The following is a 19,598-nucleotide window of genomic DNA, read 5'->3' as shown; positions in this document are numbered from 1 at the left end:
GAAGTCCATGATCAAGATCGCACGCGCCGCCGCAGCGGCCTTCCTTGCGTTCGCCCTCGGCTCCGGCCCGGCGCTCGCGGCCGACCCGCCGGTCAACTACCAGGACCTCTGGTGGAGCGGCAGCGCCGAGAACGGCTGGGGCATGACCATCACGCAGCACCGCGACACGCTCTTCGTGGCGCTCTTCATCTACGCGAACGACGGACGCCCGGTGTGGCTGGTGCTGCCCGGCGGCGTGTGGAACAGCTCGCACACGGCGTACTCGGGCGACCTCTACTATCCGACGGGCTCGCCCTACTACGCCTATGACACGGCGGGATTCGGGAGCGGGCTCTCCGTCGGCGTGGTGAGGATCGAATTCACGTCGGAGTCGACGGCGCAGCTCGCCGTGTCGCTGAACTACTCGACGATGACGAAGACGGTCACGAGGTCTGTCTTCGCGCCCGGGTCGCCCACGAACAATTACTCCGACCTGTGGTGGGGCGGAAAGAGCCAGGATGGCTGGGGCCTCGCACTCACGCAGCAGGGCGAGAAGCTGTTCGCCGTCTGGTACACCTACGACGAGTACGGCAGGCCGATCTGGTTCGTGATGCCCGACTCCTCGCCCTGCACCGAGCTCTCGGGTTGCGTGGCCGGCGGCGGTCCCGGATTTACCGGCAAGGCGTACTCCACGCGCGGTTCGGCGTGGTACGGCATGACCTACGACGCCTCGAGGTTCGTGGCGACCGAAGTGGGGACGATGAACTTCCAGTTCGGCGCGAACACGGCCCGGTTCAGGACCACGATCAACGGCCACGTGCAGGACCAGCCCATCGAGCGCCAGGGCTTTTAGCCGGCTTCGGGCAGTCGAATGCCCTGGGGATGGCGAAAGCGATCCTCGGGATCCAGGATCTTCTTCAGGGCCTGCAATCGCGGATAGCTGTCGCCGTAATACGCGCGCGCCCAGTCCGTGATCCCGACGTCCGGATAGTTCGAGTAATGCGTGCGCACACCCGCGTCGGCGAGCTGCTTCTGGAGATCCGCGACCACCGGCATCAGGCGTGCGCCCCGCGCTGCCGTATCCCAATAGGCCTGGAGCTCGCCGATCAGCCGCCGGTCGCGATGCGGGAATGCGCCGTCGCTCGCCGCCGGGAACGGCCCGAACGTATTCACCTGGTAGATGAGGCCCGGGTTCTGGAGCACGGCGCCGAACAGGGCCAGGGCCGCGGGCCGGACGTCCTCGAGGCGATCGTAGAAACCTGCCGAGACGTTCTTGAACAGGATCGGTCCCTTCTCGCCGTAGTACTTCCGCACGCCAGCCGCGAGCGGCAACGACGTCGGTGCTTCCACCTTGCGGGCGCGCGCGGCGAGGCGATCGAGGACGGAGCCCGTCGGTCCGCTGCGGGGACGGCTCGCGAAAGTGGTCACGAGGATGGTGAGCGTCTTGCCGTTGGCGATCAGCGCGGAATACGCCTCGGGCGGCAACGTGCGTGCGAGCGTGTCCCATTCGGAGGCGACCTCGAAGGCATCCTCGGCTTTCGCGACCGTGAAGCGATACCGGAAGGCGTGCAGCGTCGAGGGCGCCGCATGCGTCGCGAACTCCAGATGGGTGACGACGCCCAACCCGCCATTGCCCCCGCCGCGGCAGGCCCAGAGGATCTCGGGTGTCTCGCGCGAATCGCGAACCTCGCCGAGGCCGTCGACGAGGCGCACGCGCGTGAGGTTGTCGCACGTGAGGCCGAACCGGCGGCTGAAGAGGCCGTAGCCGCCGCCGAGGGTCAGGCCCGCGAGGCCGACGCCGCCGCACGAACCCGCGGGCAGGATGCGGGAGCGCGGCAGCAGGAAATCGTTGAGCTGGGAGAGGCGGCTGCCCGGGCCCGAGACCAGCACCTCGCCGGTGAGCGCGAGCCGGTTCATCGCCGCGAGATCCACCACGAGGCCACCGTCGTTCAGGCTGAAGCCCTCGAAGCCGTGTCCTCCGCCCTTGATCGCGACGGGCAGTCGACGCGCGGCCGCCTCGCGCACCGCTTTCTGGACGCCCGCCTCGGAGGCGCACACCGCGATCGACGCGGGAACGAGGGTGATGCGTTTATTGAAGAGGGCGCGATGGCGCTCGAAGTCCGGATGGCCGCGTTCGAGGAAGGCGACGTCGCCGTCGCGCGCTTCGGTTCCGAACGCGGGAGCCAGACCCGCAGCGGTGGCCGCTGCAACGCGCGCGAGAAACGTGCGGCGCGCGGAAACGCTGTCGGTCACGGCGTGCGCTTGCGTACCGCGAGCGCGAAGCTGCCGAGTCCCGCGAAGCCCACCGCCACCAGCGCACCGAGCGCGGCGTTGCGCGTGAGGCCGATCGCGAGCAATCCCGAGAAGGCCGCGGGTGCCACGGCCTTGGCGAACTGGCTCGCCGCGCCCAGCTTGCCGAGCAGTCGCCCGAGCTGCTCGCGCCCGTAGAGCTCCACCGGCGCCGTGCCCTTCACGATGGTGAGCACGCCGTTGCCCACGCCGTAGGCCACGATGAAGACGACGGCCGCGATGCCGAAGCCCTGTACCGAGATCAGCGCCACGAGCGAGAGCAGCATCAAAGAGAACGCGACGATGCCGACCGTGACGGCGCGAACGCGCGCGGAGAAACGAAACTCGATCACGCGCCCCGCCACCTGCAGCGGACCCACCAGCATCGAGACCGTGACGGCCTGCGCGGGCGTGAGCCCCGCCGACGTGAGCAGCGTGATGAGGTGCACGGCCATCACGGCGAAGATGAAGGTGGCGATCGCGAAGCTGAGCGCGAGCCACGGCAGGCGCGGATCGCGCGCCGCGGCCGCCGAAGCGCTCTCGACGGGGATCTCGCGGGGAGCCGGCCGCAGGTAGGCGGGGACGAAGCCGCGGTGGATCGGCAGGCAGACGAAGAGATGGATGCCCGCGTAGATGCCGAGCGTCGCCCTCCAGCCCCAGGCCTCCATCAACAGCAGCGACAGGGGCCAGAACACCGTGCTCGCGAATCCGCCGAAGAGCGTGAGGGCGGTCACGGCCTTGCGGTAGCGCTCGCCCGCATGCTGCCCGAGCGTCGCGAAGGCCGGATCGTAGAGGCAGGCCGCCATCGCCGCGCCGGCCACGAGCCATCCGGCGACCATCAGCTCCGGGCCATCGGCGCAGGCGAGGAGGGCCATCGCGACGGCCCCGAGGACCGAGCCCGTGGAGAGCACGAGCCGCCCGCCGCGGTCGTCGATCATCCGTCCCGCCAGCGGAGCCAGCACGGCTGAGACAATGAGGCCGGCGGTGAAAGCCGAGAACAGGAACAGCTCGCTCACGCCGAGGTCGCGCCGCATGGCGGGCCCGAGGACCCCGATCGAGTAGAAGAGGGTGCCCCAGGAGATGATCTGCGCGACGCCGAGCGCCGCAACCAGCGGTCCCATGTCCCGAGCATCCCGGATTCGGGGACCCGGGGCAATTCCCGGGCTCCGCCGTGTTTGACCCCCCCTGCTGCAACGCGGTAAAATCGCAGGGTTTTCCGATCCTTAAGTCGTTCGGCTTTCAGAGTTAGCGCGCACTTTCACGCGAACAAGGGCATGCGAACCAAGCTCGTCGTCGGCAACTGGAAATTGAACGGCAGCCTCGCCGGCAACGAAGCCCTCCTGAAAGCGGTCCAGGCCGGGGTTTCCGCGGCGAAGGACCGGATCTGCGCGGTGTGCGTGCCTTATCCGTACCTTGCGCAGGTGGGTTCGCTCCTCCGGGGAACGGCCATCGCCTGGGGCTCCCAGGACGTGAGCCGCCACGAGAAGGGCGCCTTCACCGGGGAGGTTTCCGGCGCGATGGTCGCGGAGCTCGGCGCCCGGTTCGCGATCGTGGGGCACTCGGAACGCCGGTCGATGTTCGGCGAAACGGATTCGATCGTCGCGGAGAAGTTCGCCGCGGCGCGCAAGGCAGGGCTCACGCCGATCTTCTGCGTGGGCGAAACCCTCGCGGAACGCGAGGCGGGTGTCACCGAATCGGTGCTCGCCCGGCAAATGGATGCCCTGCTCTCGAAGCAGGGGGCGGCGGCCCTCGAAGGAGCGGTCGTCGCGTACGAGCCGGTCTGGGCGATCGGCACCGGGAAGACGGCAACGTCGGCCCAGGCCGAGGAGGCGCATGCGTTCATTCGCGCGCGCATCGCGGCCCAGGATGCAGGCGTCGCGGGGCGCCTTCCGATCCTCTACGGAGGAAGCGTGAAGGGGTCCAACGCGGCGGAGCTGTTCGCGATGCCGAACGTCGACGGGGGTCTGGTCGGCGGGGCGTCGCTGGCGGCGGACGATTTCATCGCGATCTGGCGTGCAGCCGTCGCGGCTTGAAGGAACGGAAAGAGAAATGCAGACGTTGATCCTCGTGTTGCACATCCTCGCGGCGGTGTCCGTCGTCGTCCTCGTGCTGCTCCAGCACGGCAAGGGCGCGGACATGGGCGCCGCCTTCGGCAGCGGCTCGGCCGGCAGCCTCTTCGGCTCCGCCGGCGCGGCCAACTTCCTCTCGCGCTCCACGGCGGTGCTCGCGGCGGTCTTCTTCGCCACCAGCCTGGGGCTCACCTATTTCACGTCGGGCCCGCAGAAGGCCGGCGGCGTCACGTCCGGCATCGAGGCCCCGAAGGCCGATGCGAAGGACGCGAAGAAGGAGGCCGTGGCCCCTTCCGCCCCCGCCCAGCCCGCGGCTCCGGAGAAGAAGTCGCCCGACATTCCCAAGTAGCAAGCCTCGCGCAAGCGGGGTCCCTCGCTGTTCGCTGTACTGATGCAATGCCGTCGTGGTGGAATTGGTAGACACGCTGTCTTGAGGGGGCAGTGCCGAAAGGCGTAAGAGTTCGAGTCTCTTCGACGGCACCAACAACCAGGCAACAACAGGGCTGCATGCTCGAGAACTACTTCCCGGTCTTGCTGTTCCTCGCCGTAGGCGCGGCCGTGGGCATTGGCGGCATCGCGGTGAGTGGAGCGCTGGCGCGCCTGTCCGGCGCCCAGAACCCGGATCCGGAAAAGCTCTCGCCCTTCGAGTGCGGCTTCGAGGCGTTCGAGGACGCGCGCATGAAGTTCGACGTGCGCTACTACCTCGTCGCCATCCTCTTCATCCTGTTCGACCTCGAGATCGCCTTCCTCTTCCCGTGGGCCGTCGTCCTCCAGGACCTCGGCTGGTTCGGTTACTGGGCGATGATGGTGTTCCTCGGGGTCCTCACCGTGGGCTTCATCTACGAGTGGAAGAAAGGGGCCCTGGAATGGGAGTGATGAAGGAAGGCGGCCTGTCCGACCAGGGCTTCGTCGTCACCACCGTGGACAACGTGCTCAACTGGGCGCGCACCGGCTCGCTCTGGCCCATGACCTTCGGCCTCGCCTGCTGCGCGGTCGAGATGATGCACGCCGGCGCCGCGCGCTACGACCTCGACCGCTTCGGCATCGTCTTCCGCCCGAGCCCGCGCCAGTCCGACCTCATGATCGTGGCCGGCACCCTCTGCAACAAGATGGCCCCGCCGCTTCGCAAGGTCTACGACCAGATGGCCGAGCCGCGCTGGGTGCTCTCCATGGGCACGTGCGCCAACGGCGGCGGCTATTACCACTATTCGTATTCCGTCGTGCGCGGCTGCGACCGCATCGTTCCGGTGGATGTGTACGTCCCGGGCTGCCCGCCGACGGCCGAGGCCCTGCTCTACGGCCTGATCCAGCTCCAGAACAAGATCAAGCGAACCCACACCATTTCCCGCCGCTAGCCGAATGCCAGCCCACCTGGAAGCCCTGAAGGCCAGCGTCGATTCCGCCGTTGGCAATCGCGTGAAGAAGAGCGTCGTCGACCGCGGCGAGATCACCATCGAGGTGTCCGCGGCCGACCTGCTCTCCGTCATGAAGGCGCTGCGAGACGAGCCCACGCTCGCGTTCTCCACGCTGATCGACGTGATCGGCATGGACTACGACGGCTTCGGGGACCAAGTGCTCGAGGGCCCGCGCTACGCGGTGGTCTACAACCTCCTGTCGATCATCCATAACTGGCGCCTGCGCGTGAAAGTGTTCGCCCCGAACAACGACCTGCCGGTGGTCGACTCGATGATCGACACCTGGGCCGGCGCCAACTGGTTCGAGCGCGAGGCCTTCGACCTCTACGGCATCGTGTTCAAGGGCCACAACGACCTTCGCCGCATCCTCACGGACTACGGCTTCGTGGGCCATCCGTTCCGCAAGGATTTCCCGGTGTCCGGCTACGTCGAGATGCGCTACGACGAGTCGCAGCGCCGCGTGGTCTACCAGCCGGTGTCCATCGAGCCGCGCGAGATCGTGCCGCGCGTGATCCGCGAGGATCAGTACGGCGACGCGGGGAAGGTGTAATGGCCGAGATCCGCAACTACACGATGAACTTCGGCCCGCAGCATCCGGCGGCCCACGGCGTGCTGCGCCTGGTGCTGGAGCTGGACGGCGAAGTGATCCAGCGAGCCGATCCCCACATCGGCCTGCTGCACCGGGCCACCGAAAAGCTCGCCGAGACGCGCACCTACATCCAGTCGGTCCCGTACATGGACCGCCTCGACTACGTCTCGATGATGGCCAACGAGCATGCGTACGTGATGGCCATCGAGAAGCTGCTGGGCGTCGATGTCCCCGAGAGAGCGCAGTACATCCGCGTGATGTTCGACGAGATCACGCGCGTGCTGAATCACTTGCTCTGGCTCGGCGCGCACGCGCTCGACGTCGGCGCGATGACGGTGTTCCTCTACTGCTTCCGCGAGCGCGAAGACCTCATGGACTGCTACGAGGCGGTCTCGGGCGCGCGCATGCACGCGGCTTACTACCGCCCGGGTGGCGTCTACCGCGACCTCCCCGAGCGCATGCCGCAGTACAAGCCCTCGCAGGTGAAGAACGAGGCCGAGATCAAGCGCCTGAACGAGAACCGCCAGGGCTCGCTGCTCGACTTCATCGACGACTTCACGAAGCGCTTCCCGGGCTACATCGACGAATACGAGACGCTGCTCACCGACAACCGCATCTGGAAGCAACGCACGGTGGGCATCGGCGTCGTGACGCCGGAGCGCGCTCAGGCCCTGGGCTTCACCGGCCCGATGGTCCGCGGCTCGGGCATCGCCTGGGACCTCCGCAAGAAGCAGCCGTACGAGGTCTACGACCGGATGGACTTCGACATCCCCGTCGGCACCAACGGCGACTGCTACGACCGCTACCTCGTGCGCGTGCAGGAGATGCGCGAGTCGAACAAGATCATCCAGCAGTGCATCGCCTGGCTGCGCAAGAACCCCGGCCCGGTCATCACCTCGAACCACAAGGTGGCCCCGCCGACGCGCGTCGAGATGAAGGAATCGATGGAGGAGCTCATCCATCACTTCAAGCTCTTCTCCGAAGGCTTCCACGTGCCCCCGGGCGAGGTGTATGCCGCGGTGGAGCATCCGAAAGGCGAGTTCGGCATCTTCCTGGTCTCCGACGGAGCCAACAAGCCGTGGCGCCTGAAGATCCGCGCCCCGGGCTTCGCGCACCTCTCCGCCATGGACGAGCTCTCGCGCGGCCACATGATCGCCGACGTGGTCGCGATCATCGGCACCATGGACATCGTGTTCGGCGAGGTGGATCGATGAGCGGCGCGACCGCCTCCCGCGTCATCGACCAGCGCGTCGCCAACCTCGACGAGCTGAAGCTCGAGCGCTTCGAGCAGGGCGACAAGTACGGCTGCGACGCCGTGCGCATCGGCCCGCTGCTGGGCGCGAAGCAGCTCGGCTATTCGTACGACGTCGTTCCTCCCGGCAAGCGCTCGTGCCCGTTCCACAGCCACCACGGCGAAGAGGAGATGTTCTTCATCGTGAAGGGCAGCGGCACGCTGCGCTACGGCCCGGAGACGCGCAAGGTCCGCGCCGGCGATTTCATCTGCTGCCCCACGGGCGGCCCCGAGACGGCGCACCAGCTCGTGAACGACTCCGATGCGCCGCTCGCCTACATTTCCGTCTCGACCATGCTGCCCGCCGAGATCTGCGAGTACCCGGATTCGGGCAAGGTCGGAGCGTTCGGCGGTGCCAGCACGCCGCGGCTGCGCCACATGACCAAGGCCGACAGCGGCGTGGACTACTGGAAGGACGAGGCATGAGCCTGCTCTCCGACGGCGCCCTCGCGAAGATCGAGCGGGAGGCCACCAAGTACCCGCCCGAGCAGCGGCAGTCCGCGGTGATGAGCGCGCTCGCCATCGCCCAGGATGAGCACGGCTGGCTGTCCAACGAACTGATGGAAGAGGTCGCGAAGGTGCTGGGCATGCCGCCCGTCGCGGTCTACGAGGTCGCCACGTTCTACGCGATGTACAACCTCAAGCCGAACGCGCGCCACAAGGTGACGGTGTGCACCAACCTGCCGTGCGCGCTCTCGGGCGGCGCGGATGCGGCCGAATACCTGAAGAAGAAGCTCGGCGTGGATTTCAACGAGACCACGGCCGACGGCGGCTTCACGCTGAAGGAAGGCGAGTGCATGGGCGCCTGCGGCGATGCGCCGGTGCTGCTGGTGGACAACAAGCGCATGTGCAGCTTCATGAGCAACGAGAAGCTGGACAAGCTGATCGAGGAGCTCAAGTAATGGCCACGATGCTCGACTACGGTCCGGACGCCGTGATCATGAAGGGCCTGGACGGCGAGAACTGGCGCCTCAAGGACTACGAAGCGCGCGGCGGCTACGCGGCGCTGAAGAAGATCGTCGCCGAGAAGCTCACGCCCGACGCGATCATCGCGGAAGTGAAGAAGGGCGCGCTTCGCGGCCGCGGCGGCGCGGGCTTCCCCACCGGCCTCAAGTGGACCTTCATGCCCAAGAACTACACCGGGCAGAAGTACGTCGTGTGCAATTCCGACGAAGGCGAGCCCGGCACGTTCAAGGACCGCGACATCCATCGCTACAACCCGCACATCCTCATCGAGGGGATGATCATCGCCGGGTACTGCATGGGTGCGACGGTCGGCTACAACTACGTCCACGGCGAGATCTGGGCCGAGTACGAACGCTTCGAGGAAGCGCTGGAGGAAGCCCGCAAGGCCGGCTACCTCGGCAAGAACATCCTCGGCGGCGGCATCGATTTCGAGCTCTTCGCCCACCACGGCTACGGCGCGTACATCTGCGGCGAGGAGACGGCGCTGCTGGAATCGCTCGAGGGCAAGAAGGGCCAGCCGCGCTTCAAGCCGCCGTTCCCTGCGAGCTACGGCGTCTACGGCAAGCCCACCACGATCAACAACACCGAGACCTTCGCGGCTGTCCCCGCCATCGTGATGAACGGCGGCGACTGGTTCCTCGGCATGGGCAAGCCCAACAACGGCGGCACCAAGATCTTTTCCGTGTCGGGCCACGTGAACAAGCCCGGCAACTACGAGGTGCGCCTGGGCACGCCGTTCGCGAAGCTGCTCGAGATGGCCGGCGGCATGCGCGGCGGCAAGAAGCTGAAGGGCGTGATCCCCGGCGGCTCGTCCATGCCCGTGCTCACGGGCGAAGTGATGATGGCCACCGACATGGACTACGACTCGATCGCGAAGGCGGGCTCGATGCTCGGCTCCGGCGCGGTCATCGTGATGGACGAGGACACCTGCATGGTGAAGGCCGCGGAGCGCCTCGCGTACTTCTACTTCGAGGAGTCCTGCGGCCAGTGCACGCCGTGCCGCGAGGGCACGGGCTGGCTCTACCGCATCATCCAGCGCATCGAGCACGGCGAGGGTCGCATGGAAGACCTGGACCTCCTGCTCAACCTCGCCGACAACATCCAGGGCCGCACGATCTGCGCGCTGGGCGACGCGGCGGCGATGCCGGTGCGCGCGTTCGTGAAGGTGTTCCGCGAGGAATTCGAATACCACATCAAGAACAAGTGCTGCAGCGTGAAGGCCGGCGGGTATAGCTCGGCCCACGGCGATGCGGCCAAAATGGCGGCGGACTGATGCCCATCAACCTGGAAATCGACGGTACGGCCGTCACGGTCGAGAACGGCCAGACGGTGATGGAAGCCGCGAACAAGCTCGGCCTCTTCGTCCCGCACTTCTGCTACCACAAGAAATTGAGCATCGCGGCCAACTGCCGCATGTGCCTGGTGCAAGTGGAGAAGGCGCCCAAGCCGCTGCCGGCCTGCGCCACGCCCGCCACCGAGGGCATGAAGGTGCAGACGCACTCGAAGCAGGCCATCGACGCGCAGAAGGGCGTGATGGAGTTCCTGCTCATCAACCACCCGCTCGACTGCCCGATCTGCGACCAGGGCGGCGAATGCCAGCTGCAGGACCTCGCCGTGGGCTACGGCGGCTCCGCCTCGCGCTACCAGGAAGAGAAGCGCTCGGTGGCGAACAAGGACCTCGGCCCACTCATCTCCACGGACATGACGCGCTGCATCCACTGCACGCGCTGTGTTCGCTTCGGCCAGGAAGTCGCCGGCGTGATGGAGCTCGGCATGGCTGGGCGCGGCGAGCACTCCGAGATCCTCTCGTTCGTCGGCCGCACGGTCGACTCCGAAGTGTCGGGCAACATGATCGACCTCTGCCCGGTCGGCGCGCTCACCTCCAAGCCGTTCCGCTACACGGCTCGCTCGTGGGAGCTCTCCCGCCGCAAGTCCGTCTCCGCGCACGACTCGCTCAACTCCCCGATGGTCATCCAGACCAAGCAGGACCGAGTGATGCGCTCCCTGCCGCTCGAGGACGAGACGCTGAACGAAGGCTGGCTCTCCGACCGCGACCGCTTCGCCTACGAAGGCTTGAACGCCGACGACCGCCTCACCCGCCCGATGGTGAAGCGCTCCACCGGCTGGGCCGAGGTCGAGTGGGCCGAGGCCCTCGACGTCGCCGCCAAGGGTTTGAAGGACGTCGCCGTGAAGCACGGCGGCGATGCGCTCGGCTGCCTCGTGGCCCCGAACCTCACCGTCGAGGAGCTGCACCTGGCCCAGGCCCTGGTGCGCGGCCTGGGGTGCGACAACATCGATCACCGCCTGCGCCAGTCCTCGTTCCCGAAGACGGCCGGCGCTCCGTGGCTCGGCATGCCGGTCGCGGATCTCTCGAAGCTGGAGGCCGTGCTGCTGGTGGGCTCGACGCTCCGCAAGGAACAACCGCTCCTCGCCACGCGCCTGCGCGCCGCGGCCAAGAAGGGCCTCGCCGTGCACGTGCTGCACGCGGCCGATGATTCCCTGCTGATGCCGGTGGCCGGCAAGCGCATCGTGAAGCCTTCGAAGCTCGTCTCCGAAGTGGCCTCGTTCGCCGAGGCGCTGAAGGGCAAGAAGGCCGCGATCCTCCTCGGCCACTACGCGCAGCAGCATTCGCAATTCTCGGAGCTGCTCTCCGCCGTGCAGCGCCTCGCGAAGGAAACCGGTGCCACGGTCGGCGTGCTGCCTGACGGCGCCAATGCCGTCGGAGCGCACCGCGTCGGCGCCCTCCCGCGCAAGGGCCTGGACGCGCGCGGCATGGTCGCCGCGCCGCGCAAGGGCTACTTCCTGGCCGGCGTGGAACCCGAAGTCGATTGCCCCGCCGGAACCGTGCGCGCGCTCGCCGGCGCGGAATTCGTCGTGGCCCTCACCGCCTACCGCAACGGCCTCGCCGACCATGCGCACGTGATGCTGCCGATCGGCCCGTTCACCGAGACCGGCGGCACGTTCGTGAACATGGAAGGCCGCGCGCAGACCTTCAACGCGGTCGTGAAGCCGCTCGGCGACTCGAAGCCTGCGTGGAAAGTGCTGCGCATGCTCGGCGACGAGCTGGGCCTGGACGGCTTTCAGGTCGAGACGATCGAGCAGCTTCGCCACGCCATCGCGCCGGATCTCGCGGCCTGGGCCCGCACTGGCCTCGACAACGCCATCTCCACCGAAGGCGCCGCCGGCCGTTCCGGCAGCGGCACCTACGAGCGCATCGCCGAAGTGCCGCTGTACGCCACGGATGCGATCGTGCGCCGCTCGGCCCCGCTGCAGAAGACCGCCGATGCGGCCGCGGCCGGCAAGGCGCGCATGAACCCCGCCACGTTCGCCGCGCTGGGCCTGGCCGACGGCCAGTCCGTGCGCCTGCGCCAGGGCGGAGGTGAAGCCGTGCTGCCTGCCGCCATCGACGCCGCGGTTCCGGAAGGCTGCGTGCGCGTCGCGCGCGGCATCCGCGAAACGGTGGCGCTGGGCGAGGGCGAGCTCACGATCGAGAAAGTCTCCGTGCAGAGGGTCGCGTGAACGAGCTGCTCGCCCAGGCGCAGGCCGGCGTGACCGGCTACTTCGGCCCGCACTACGGGCCGTACGCGTGGATGTTCGCGAAGTCGCTTGCCGGCATCGTGATGGTGCTGGTGCCCCTGCTGCTCACGGTCCTCTACTACCAGCTGGTCGAGCGCTGGGTGATCGGCTGGATCCAGGTGCGCAAGGGCCCGAACCGCGTGGGCTGGAAGGGCATCCTCCAGCCGATCGCCGATGCCATCAAGCTCCTCATGAAGGAGCAGATCATCCCCAGCGGGTCGTCCAAGGCGCTGTTCCTGCTGGCGCCGATCATCGCCGTCGCGCCCGCGCTGGGCGTGTGGGCCGTGGTGCCGTTCGCTCCGGGCTGGGTCGTCGCCAACGTCGACGCCGGGCTCCTCGTCGTGCTCTCGCTCACCTCGATGGGTGTCTACGGCATCATCGTCGCGGGCTGGGCCTCGAACTCGAAGTACGCCTTCCTCGGTGCTCTGCGCTCGGCCGCGCAGGTGGTCTCGTACGAGATCGCGATGGGCTTCGCGCTGGTCGGCGCGCTGATGGCCGCGCAGAGCATGAACTTGACCGACGTCGTGCTGCGCCAGGACGGCAAGTACGGCATCCTCGAGTGGTTCTTCATCCCGCTCTTCCCGCTCTTCATCGTGTACTTCATCGCGGGCCTCGCCGAGACCAACCGCCACCCGTTCGACGTGGCCGAGGGCGAAAGCGAGATCGTCGCAGGCTTCCACGTCGAGTACTCCGGCATGACCTTCGCGGTCTTCTTCCTCGCCGAGTACGCGAACATGATCCTCGTGGGCGTGCTGGCGAGCCTGCTCTTCCTGGGCGGCTGGCTCTCGCCGTTCCCGGTCTATTTCCTGGATGGCACGGCGCTCGCGTTCCTCGCGGTCCCCGGCATCTGGTGGTTCTTCGCGAAGATCGGCTTCTTCATGTTCCTGTTCCTGTGGATCCGCGCGTCGTTCCCGCGCTACCGCTACGACCAGATCATGCGGTTGGGCTGGAAGGTCTTCATCCCCATCACGCTGGTGTGGATCGCGCTGGTCGGCATCATGATGCTGCCCCCCGTGTCCGGCATCGCACCCTTCTCCTGGTGGTTCGGAAAATGAGCGTCGCCACGCGTACCAAGGACGTCCTCGACAGCCTCATGCTGGGCGAGCTGCTGAAGGGCCTGCGCCTCACGGGCCGGTACCTGTTCGCCCGCAAGGTGACGGTGATGTTCCCCGAGGAGAAGACGCCGCAGAGCCCGCGCTTCCGCGGCCTGCACGCGCTTCGTCGCTATCCCAACGGCGAAGAGCGCTGCATCGCCTGCAAGCTGTGCGAGGCGATCTGCCCGGCGCTCGCCATCACCATCGAGAGCGAGCAGAGGGACGACGGCACGCGCCGGACCACTCGCTACGACATCGACCTCACGAAGTGCATCTTCTGCGGTTTCTGCGAAGAGAGCTGCCCGGTCGATTCCATCGTCGAGACGCGCATCCTCGAGTACCACGGGGAGAAGCGCGGCGACCTCTACTTCACCAAGCCGATGCTGCTCGCCGTGGGCGACCGCTGGGAGCAGCAGATCGCCGAGGACCGCGCCTCCGACGCGGCGTTCCGCTAACCCCCGATGACCGCCTCCCAAGTCCTCTTCTACTTCTTCGGCACCGTGCTGGTGCTCTCGGCGCTGCGCGTGATCACCGCGCGCAACCCCGTGCACGCGGCGCTGTTCCTGGTGCTGTGCTTCTTCAACGCCGCGGCCATCTGGCTGCTCGCGTACGCGGAGTTCCTCGCCATCACGCTGGTGCTCGTCTACGTGGGCGCGGTGATGGTGCTGTTCCTCTTCGTCGTGATGATGCTCGACATCAACTTCGACAAGCTGCGCGAAGGCTTCTGGAGCTACCTGCCGCTGGCCGGCCTGGTCGGCTTCCTGATGGCCTTCGAGATGGCGATGATCCTCTACACGAAGGTCAACATCACCGAGATCCCCGTCACCACGACGATGCCGGCCGGCTCCAACACCAAGGCGCTGGGAGCCGTCCTCTACACCGACTACCTGCTGGCCTTCGAGCTCGCCGCGGTGATCCTGCTGGTGGCGATCGTGGCCGCCATCGCGATCACCCTTCGCCGCCGCAAGGAATCGAAGTACCAGGATCCGCGCGAGCAGCTCGCCGCCAACGCGGGCAACCGTTTGAAGATCATCAAGGGCGTCAAGTGATCCCGCTGAACCACTACCTCGTCCTGGGCGCGCTGCTCTTCGCGATCAGCGTCGTGGGGATCTTCCTCAACCGCAAGAACCTCATCGTGCTGCTGATGGCGATCGAGCTGATGCTGCTCGCGGTGAACCTGAACTTCATCGCCTTCTCGCACCACCTGGGCGACCTCGCCGGGCAGGTCTTCGTGTTCTTCATCCTCACCGTGGCCGCGGCCGAATCCGCCATCGGCCTCGCGATCCTCGTGGCCCTCTTCCGGAACCTGCGCTCGATCAACGTGGACGACCTCGGGTCGCTCAAGGGCTGACGATGGACCTGATGACCCTCGCTTGCGTCGCCGCGTTCGCGCCCCTGGTGGGCGCCGCGCTCGCGGGCTTCCTCGGCTGGAAGTTCGGCCGGGCCTTCGCCCACACGGTGACCATCGCATCGGTGGCGATCTCCTTCGGCGCCTCGATGATGATCTTCCAGCAGGTCGTGGGGAGCGGCGCCACGCTGAACCAGGAGCTCTACACCTGGATGGTGGGCGACGGCTTCCGCTTCCAGGTCGGCTTCCTGCTCGATCCGCTCACCGTCACGATGATGGGCGTGGTCACGTTCGTCTCGCTGATGGTGCACCTCTACACCATCGGCTACATGGCCGACGATCCGGGCTACCAGCGCTTCTTCGCCTACATCTCGCTCTTCACCTTCTCGATGATGATGCTGGTGATGGCGAACAACTTCCTCCAGCTCTTCTTCGGCTGGGAGGCGGTGGGCCTGGTCTCTTACCTCCTGATCGGCTTCTGGTTCACGCGCCCCACGGCCATCTACGCGAACCTGAAGGCCTTCCTCGTGAACCGCGTCGGCGACTTCGGCTTCCTGCTCGCCATCGCGATCGTCTTCATGGTGTTCGGCACGCTCGACTACGCACCGGTGTTCGATTCCGTGAAGCGCTACGCCAACGTCCCGGTCTACCTGCTGCCCGACTGGTTCTCCGCGGCGACCGTGCAGGCGTACGAGGTGAGCGTGGTCACCGTGATCTGCATCGGCCTCTTCATCGGCGCGATGGGCAAGAGCGCCCAGTTCCCGCTGCACGTGTGGCTGCCGGATTCGATGGAAGGCCCCACGCCCATCTCCGCGCTGATCCACGCGGCGACGATGGTGACGGCGGGCATCTTCATGGTGGCGCGCATGTCGCCGCTCTTCGAGCGCTCGCCGGCCGCCCTGTCGTTCGTGGTGGTGATCGGCGCGATCACGGCGTTCTTCATGGCGCTGGTCGCGATCGTGCAGTACGACATCAAGCGGGTCGTGGCGTACTCGACCCTCTCGCAGCTGGGCTACATGACGATGGCGCTCGGCGCCGCCGCGTACCCCGTCGCGATCTTCCACCTGATGACGCACGCGTTCTTCAAGGCGGTGCTCTTCCTCGGAGCCGGCTCGGTCATCATCGCGATGCACCACGAGCAGGACATGCGCCGGATGGGCGGGCTGCGGAAGTACCTGCCGATCACGTACATCACGGTGCTGATCGGCGCCCTCGCGAACGCGGGGATTCCGCCGTTCGCGGGGTTCTTCTCCAAGGATTCGATCATCGAGGCGCTGCATCTCTCGACGACACCGGGTGCGCACTTCGCCTACTGGCTCGCCCTCGCGGGCGTGTTCGTCGGCGGCTTTTATTCGTTCCGCCTCGTGTTCTTTGCATTCCATGGCAAAGAGCGCTGGCGCGAGCCGGCCCCGAAGGACCACCACGAGCTCCACGACGAGGAGCCGGGTCATGACGACCATGGCGTCCACGTGCCGCACGAGTCGCCGTGGGTCGTCACCGTGCCGCTGGTGCTGCTCGCCATTCCTTCGGTGGTGATCGGCTGGTTCGCGATCCAGCCGATGCTCTATGGCGGCTACTTCGGCAAGTCGATCGCCGCGACCGAGACCATGAAGAAGATGGCCGAGGAGTTCCACGGCGCCGGCGCCATGCTCGTGCACTCGCTCACCTCGGTGCCGCTGTGGCTGGCCCTGGGCGGCGCGGCCCTCGCGTACTTCCTCTACATCGTGCGGCCGGACCTGCCGGCCGTCATCAAGAAGAAGAGCGGCATCCTGGCCGTGATCCTCGAGAAGAAATACGGCTTCGACGACTTCAACGACTGGTTCTTCGCCGGCGGTGTGCGCCGCCTCGGCACGGCCCTGTGGAAGTGGGGCGACCAGCGCTTGATCGACGGGTTGATCGTGAACGGCAGCGCTCGCGCGGTGGGTTGGGGGGCCTCGGTCGTCCGGCGCGTGCAGACCGGCTACGTGTACCACTACGCCTTCACGATGATCATCGGCGTCCTCCTGCTCCTCATGTTCTGGTACACCAAGTTCTGACGACATAACAAAAATGCTTTTCGGATTCCCGGTTCTCTCGCTCACCATCTGGGTGCCGATCGCCTTCGGCGTGCTGGTGCTCGCCGTCGGCAACGAGCGCAACCCCGCGGCCGCGCGCTGGCTCTCGCTCGCCGGTGCCGTGCTGGGGCTGCTGGTGGCCATCCCGCTGTGGACGCAGTTCCAGGTCACGCCGGCGATGCAGTTCGTCGAGATGAAGCCGTGGATCGCGCACTTCAACGTGAACTACCACCTCGGCGTGGACGGCATCGCGATGCCGCTGCTGCTGCTGAACTGCTTCACGACCATCCTGGTGGTGATCCAGGGCTGGGGCTCGGTGTCGGAGCGCGTGCCGCAGTACAACGCCGCCTTCCTGATCATGTCGGGGCTGATCAACGGCGTCTTCGCCTCCCTCGACGCCATCCTCTTCTACGTCTTCTTCGAGGCGATGCTGATCCCGATGTTCCTCATCATCGGGATCTGGGGCGGTCCGAACCGCGTGTACGCCGCGGTGAAGTTCTTCCTGTACACGCTGCTGGGCTCGCTGCTGATGCTGGCCGCGTTCATCTACCTCTACGGCAAGACCAACGGCAGCTTCGAGATCCTCGACTACCACCGCCTGGCCATCCCGCTCGAGGCGCAGATCCTCATCTTCCTCGCGATGTTCGCGTCGTTCTCGGTGAAGGTGCCGATGTGGCCGGTGCACACGTGGCTGCCCGACGCGCACACGGAAGCGCCCACGGGCGGCTCGGTGATCCTCGCGGCCATCACGCTGAAGATCGGCGCGTACGGCTTCCTGCGATTCAACCTGCCGATCGCGCCGGATGCGGCGCAGGCCCTGCAGGGCTTCATGGTCGTGCTCTCGCTCGTGGCGATCGTCTACATCGGCCTGGTGGCGCTGGTGCAGGACGACATGAAGCGCCTGATCGCCTACTCGTCGATCTCGCACATGGGCTTCGTGACGCTGGGCTTCTTCGTCTTCAACGCCGACGGCATCCTCGGCGGCCTGGTGCAGTGCATCTCGCACGGCTTCATCTCGGCGGCCATGTTCCTGTGCGTGGGCGTGCTCTACGACCGCGTGCACTCGAGGCGGATTTCCGACTACGGCGGAGTGGCGAACACCATGCCCGTCTTCGCCGCGTTCTTCGTCTTCTTCGCGATGTCCAACTCGGGCCTGCCGGGCACCAGCGGCTTCGTGGGCGAGTTCTTCGTGATCCTGGGCACCATGAAGGTGAGCTTCTGGTGGGCGTTCCTCGCCGCCACGACGCTGATCTTCGGCGCCGCCTACACCCTGTGGATGACCAAGCGCGTCATCTACGGCGAGGTGGCCAACGAGAACGTGAAGGCGCTGAAGGACCTGAACGGCCGCGAGAAGCTCTTCCTCGCGGTGCTCGCCGCCGCCGTGCTCGCCCTCGGCGTGAATCCCAAGCCCCTCACGGACGTCATGAACCCCTCGGTCCAGGGCCTCCTCAAGCACATCGCCGAGTCGAAGACGAAATGAGCGCTGCCTACACCCTCTCCAGCTTCGCGCCCGCGCTCCCCGAGATCGCGCTGGCGACGCTGGCCTGCGCGCTCCTGGTGGTCGACCTCTTCCTGGCCGACGACGAGAAGTACGTCACCTACTGGCTGTCGCTCCTGGCCCTCGCCGGCGTAGGCGTGCTCACGGTGTGGGGCGCGGGCCACGCGCCGGCGCTGGCCTTCAACGGCATGTTCGTCTCCGACCTCATGTCGCAGGTGCTGAAGGCCGCGGTGCTGCTCTCGGTGGCCGCCACGCTGCTCTACGGCCGCGAATACCTCGAGGCGAGGGGCCTGCTCACGGGCGAGTTCCTGTCGCTCTCGCTCTTCGCCGCGCTCGGCATGATGATGATGGTCTCCGCGCACCACTTCATCACGCTCTACATCGGCCTCGAGCTGCAGGCGCTCTCGCTCTACGCCATGGTGGCGCTGCAGCGCGATTCCACGCGCGCCACCGAGGCCGCGATGAAGTACTTCATCCTCGGAGCGCTCTCCTCGGGCCTGCTGCTCTACGGCATGTCGATGGTCTACGGCGGCACGGGTGCGCTGGAGCTCACGGCGATCTCGAAGGCCATCGGCTCGGCCCAGGTGTCGGGCACGCTGCTCGTCTTCGGCCTCGTGTTCGTCGTGGCGGGCCTCGCGTTCAAGGTGGGCCTGGTCCCGTTCCACATGTGGATCCCGGACGTCTATCACGGCGCCTCCACGCCGGCCACGCTCTTCATCGCCGCGGCACCCAAGATCGCGGCCTTCGCGTTCACGATCCGCGTGCTGGTCACGGGCCTGCAGGGCATGACGGCGGACTGGGCCCAGATGCTGGTGATCCTCGCGGTCGGCTCGCTCGCCCTCGGCAACGTGGTCGCCATCGCGCAGACGAACCTGAAGCGCATGCTCGCCTACTCGACCATCGGCCAGATGGGCTTCATGGTGCTGGGCATCCTCTCCGGCACCGTGGTGGGCTACGGCGCCGCGATGTTCTACGTGATCACCTACGTGCTCACCACCCTCGGCACCTTCGGCATCCTCATGATGGCCACGCGCGCCGGCTTCGAGGCCGAGAACCTGGACGACTGGAAAGGCCTCGCGAAGAAGTCGCCGTGGTTCGCGTTCCTGATGATGGTGCTGGTGTTCTCGCTCGCCGGCATCCCGCCCACGGTCGGGTTCTTCGCCAAGCTCTCGGTGCTGCAGTCGGCCCTCGATGCCGGCTACATCTGGCTCGTCGTCTTCGCCGTCGTGATGAGCGTGATCGGCGCGTTCTACTACCTGCGCATCGTGAAGCTCATGTACATGGACGAGCCCGCGGGCGAGCTCGTGCTGGCCGGACGCTCCGACACGCGCCTCGTGCTCTCGGCCAACGCCTTCGCCGCGCTCGTGCTGGGCATCCTGCCCGGGCCGCTGATGGACCTCTGCGCCACCGCCGTCAAGCTCTCGATGTGA

General features: G+C 66.9%; 20 protein-coding genes and 1 tRNA gene. 19 read left to right on the top strand and 2 right to left on the bottom strand.

Annotated features, from left to right (window positions below; translation table 11 throughout):
• Nucleotides 1-7: 7 nt before the first annotated feature.
• Complete coding sequence (locus DSM104443_RS17200) at nucleotides 8-832, top strand: hypothetical protein (RefSeq protein ID WP_171094432.1); 825 nt, start codon at nucleotides 8-10, stop codon at nucleotides 830-832.
• On the opposite strand, the gene DSM104443_RS17195 is transcribed toward DSM104443_RS17200, so the two are convergent.
• Nucleotides 829-2,232 carry an FAD-binding oxidoreductase gene (locus DSM104443_RS17195; protein ID WP_171094430.1) on the bottom strand — a complete coding sequence of 468 codons (1,404 nt, stop codon included), beginning with the start codon at nucleotides 2,230-2,232 and terminating at the stop codon, nucleotides 829-831. The two genes, DSM104443_RS17200 and DSM104443_RS17195, sit on opposite strands and share 4 nt — an antisense overlap.
• Nucleotides 2,229-3,389, bottom strand: coding sequence for an MFS transporter (locus DSM104443_RS17190; RefSeq protein WP_171094428.1), 1,161 nt, complete (start codon nucleotides 3,387-3,389; stop codon nucleotides 2,229-2,231). The genes DSM104443_RS17195 and DSM104443_RS17190 overlap by 4 nt, the downstream gene beginning before the upstream one ends.
• Nucleotides 3,390-3,542: 153 nt before the next feature.
• On the opposite strand from DSM104443_RS17190, the gene tpiA reads away from it, so the two are divergent.
• From tpiA to nuoN, 18 genes are all read left to right on the top strand, one after another.
• Nucleotides 3,543-4,301: a triose-phosphate isomerase gene (gene tpiA / locus DSM104443_RS17185; RefSeq protein WP_171094426.1), complete on the top strand. Its 759-nt coding sequence runs from the start codon at nucleotides 3,543-3,545 to the stop codon at nucleotides 4,299-4,301.
• Nucleotides 4,302-4,317: 16 nt separating this feature from the next.
• On the top strand, nucleotides 4,318-4,686 hold the full coding sequence (gene secG, locus DSM104443_RS17180; RefSeq protein ID WP_171094424.1) for a preprotein translocase subunit SecG: 369 nt from the start codon (nucleotides 4,318-4,320) through the stop codon (nucleotides 4,684-4,686).
• Nucleotides 4,687-4,735: 49 nt separating this feature from the next.
• Nucleotides 4,736-4,820 (top strand) — tRNA-Leu (locus DSM104443_RS17175).
• A 24-nt stretch (nucleotides 4,821-4,844) separates the two neighbouring features.
• A complete protein-coding gene (locus tag DSM104443_RS17170; RefSeq protein WP_171094421.1) occupies nucleotides 4,845-5,213 on the top strand; it encodes an NADH-quinone oxidoreductase subunit A in 369 nt (122 codons plus the stop codon).
• Nucleotides 5,213-5,692: a NuoB/complex I 20 kDa subunit family protein gene (locus DSM104443_RS17165; protein ID WP_171096600.1), complete on the top strand. Its 480-nt coding sequence runs from the start codon at nucleotides 5,213-5,215 to the stop codon at nucleotides 5,690-5,692. The genes DSM104443_RS17170 and DSM104443_RS17165 overlap by 1 nt, the downstream gene beginning before the upstream one ends.
• Nucleotides 5,693-5,696: 4 nt before the next feature.
• On the top strand, nucleotides 5,697-6,302 hold the full coding sequence (locus tag DSM104443_RS17160; RefSeq protein WP_171094419.1) for an NADH-quinone oxidoreductase subunit C: 606 nt from the start codon (nucleotides 5,697-5,699) through the stop codon (nucleotides 6,300-6,302).
• Complete coding sequence (locus DSM104443_RS17155) at nucleotides 6,302-7,555, top strand: NADH-quinone oxidoreductase subunit D (protein WP_171094417.1); 1,254 nt, start codon at nucleotides 6,302-6,304, stop codon at nucleotides 7,553-7,555. Before DSM104443_RS17160 ends, DSM104443_RS17155 begins: the two co-directional genes overlap by 1 nt.
• Nucleotides 7,552-8,058 carry a cupin domain-containing protein gene (locus tag DSM104443_RS17150; protein WP_171094416.1) on the top strand — a complete coding sequence of 169 codons (507 nt, stop codon included), beginning with the start codon at nucleotides 7,552-7,554 and terminating at the stop codon, nucleotides 8,056-8,058. Before DSM104443_RS17155 ends, DSM104443_RS17150 begins: the two co-directional genes overlap by 4 nt.
• Complete coding sequence (nuoE, locus tag DSM104443_RS17145) at nucleotides 8,055-8,534, top strand: NADH-quinone oxidoreductase subunit NuoE (RefSeq protein WP_212756756.1); 480 nt, start codon at nucleotides 8,055-8,057, stop codon at nucleotides 8,532-8,534. Before DSM104443_RS17150 ends, nuoE begins: the two co-directional genes overlap by 4 nt.
• Nucleotides 8,535-8,542: 8 nt before the next feature.
• Nucleotides 8,543-9,871 (top strand): NADH-quinone oxidoreductase subunit NuoF, encoded by a 1,329-nt coding sequence (gene nuoF / locus DSM104443_RS17140; RefSeq protein ID WP_212757216.1) that lies wholly within the window; start codon nucleotides 8,543-8,545, stop codon nucleotides 9,869-9,871.
• Nucleotides 9,871-12,117: an NADH-quinone oxidoreductase subunit NuoG gene (gene nuoG / locus DSM104443_RS17135; RefSeq protein ID WP_171094412.1), complete on the top strand. Its 2,247-nt coding sequence runs from the start codon at nucleotides 9,871-9,873 to the stop codon at nucleotides 12,115-12,117. The genes nuoF and nuoG overlap by 1 nt, the downstream gene beginning before the upstream one ends.
• A gap of 71 nt (nucleotides 12,118-12,188) precedes the next feature.
• The gene (gene nuoH / locus DSM104443_RS17130) at nucleotides 12,189-13,229 is read left to right on the top strand and encodes an NADH-quinone oxidoreductase subunit NuoH (protein WP_171096596.1); all 1,041 of its coding nucleotides are present in this window, start codon (nucleotides 12,189-12,191) and stop codon (nucleotides 13,227-13,229) included.
• On the top strand, nucleotides 13,226-13,723 hold the full coding sequence (gene nuoI / locus DSM104443_RS17125; RefSeq protein WP_171094411.1) for an NADH-quinone oxidoreductase subunit NuoI: 498 nt from the start codon (nucleotides 13,226-13,228) through the stop codon (nucleotides 13,721-13,723). Before nuoH ends, nuoI begins: the two co-directional genes overlap by 4 nt.
• Before the next feature lie 6 nt (nucleotides 13,724-13,729).
• The gene (locus tag DSM104443_RS17120; RefSeq protein WP_171094409.1) at nucleotides 13,730-14,317 is read left to right on the top strand and encodes an NADH-quinone oxidoreductase subunit J; all 588 of its coding nucleotides are present in this window, start codon (nucleotides 13,730-13,732) and stop codon (nucleotides 14,315-14,317) included.
• The gene (gene nuoK, locus DSM104443_RS17115; protein ID WP_171094407.1) at nucleotides 14,314-14,619 is read left to right on the top strand and encodes an NADH-quinone oxidoreductase subunit NuoK; all 306 of its coding nucleotides are present in this window, start codon (nucleotides 14,314-14,316) and stop codon (nucleotides 14,617-14,619) included. The genes DSM104443_RS17120 and nuoK overlap by 4 nt, the downstream gene beginning before the upstream one ends.
• A 2-nt stretch (nucleotides 14,620-14,621) precedes the next feature.
• Nucleotides 14,622-16,652, top strand: coding sequence for an NADH-quinone oxidoreductase subunit L (gene nuoL, locus DSM104443_RS17110; RefSeq protein WP_171094405.1), 2,031 nt, complete (start codon nucleotides 14,622-14,624; stop codon nucleotides 16,650-16,652).
• A gap of 13 nt (nucleotides 16,653-16,665) precedes the next feature.
• Nucleotides 16,666-18,150: an NADH-quinone oxidoreductase subunit M gene (locus DSM104443_RS17105; protein ID WP_171094403.1), complete on the top strand. Its 1,485-nt coding sequence runs from the start codon at nucleotides 16,666-16,668 to the stop codon at nucleotides 18,148-18,150.
• On the top strand, nucleotides 18,147-19,598 hold the full coding sequence (gene nuoN / locus DSM104443_RS17100; protein ID WP_171094402.1) for an NADH-quinone oxidoreductase subunit NuoN: 1,452 nt from the start codon (nucleotides 18,147-18,149) through the stop codon (nucleotides 19,596-19,598). Before DSM104443_RS17105 ends, nuoN begins: the two co-directional genes overlap by 4 nt.

Origin of the sequence: Usitatibacter rugosus, assembly GCF_013003965.1 — a bacterium.
GTDB classification, from domain to species: Bacteria; Pseudomonadota; Gammaproteobacteria; order Burkholderiales; family Usitatibacteraceae; genus Usitatibacter; species Usitatibacter rugosus.
The sequence above is the reverse complement of the archived record's forward strand: the minus strand, read 5'-3'. Positions and strand labels throughout refer to the sequence as shown.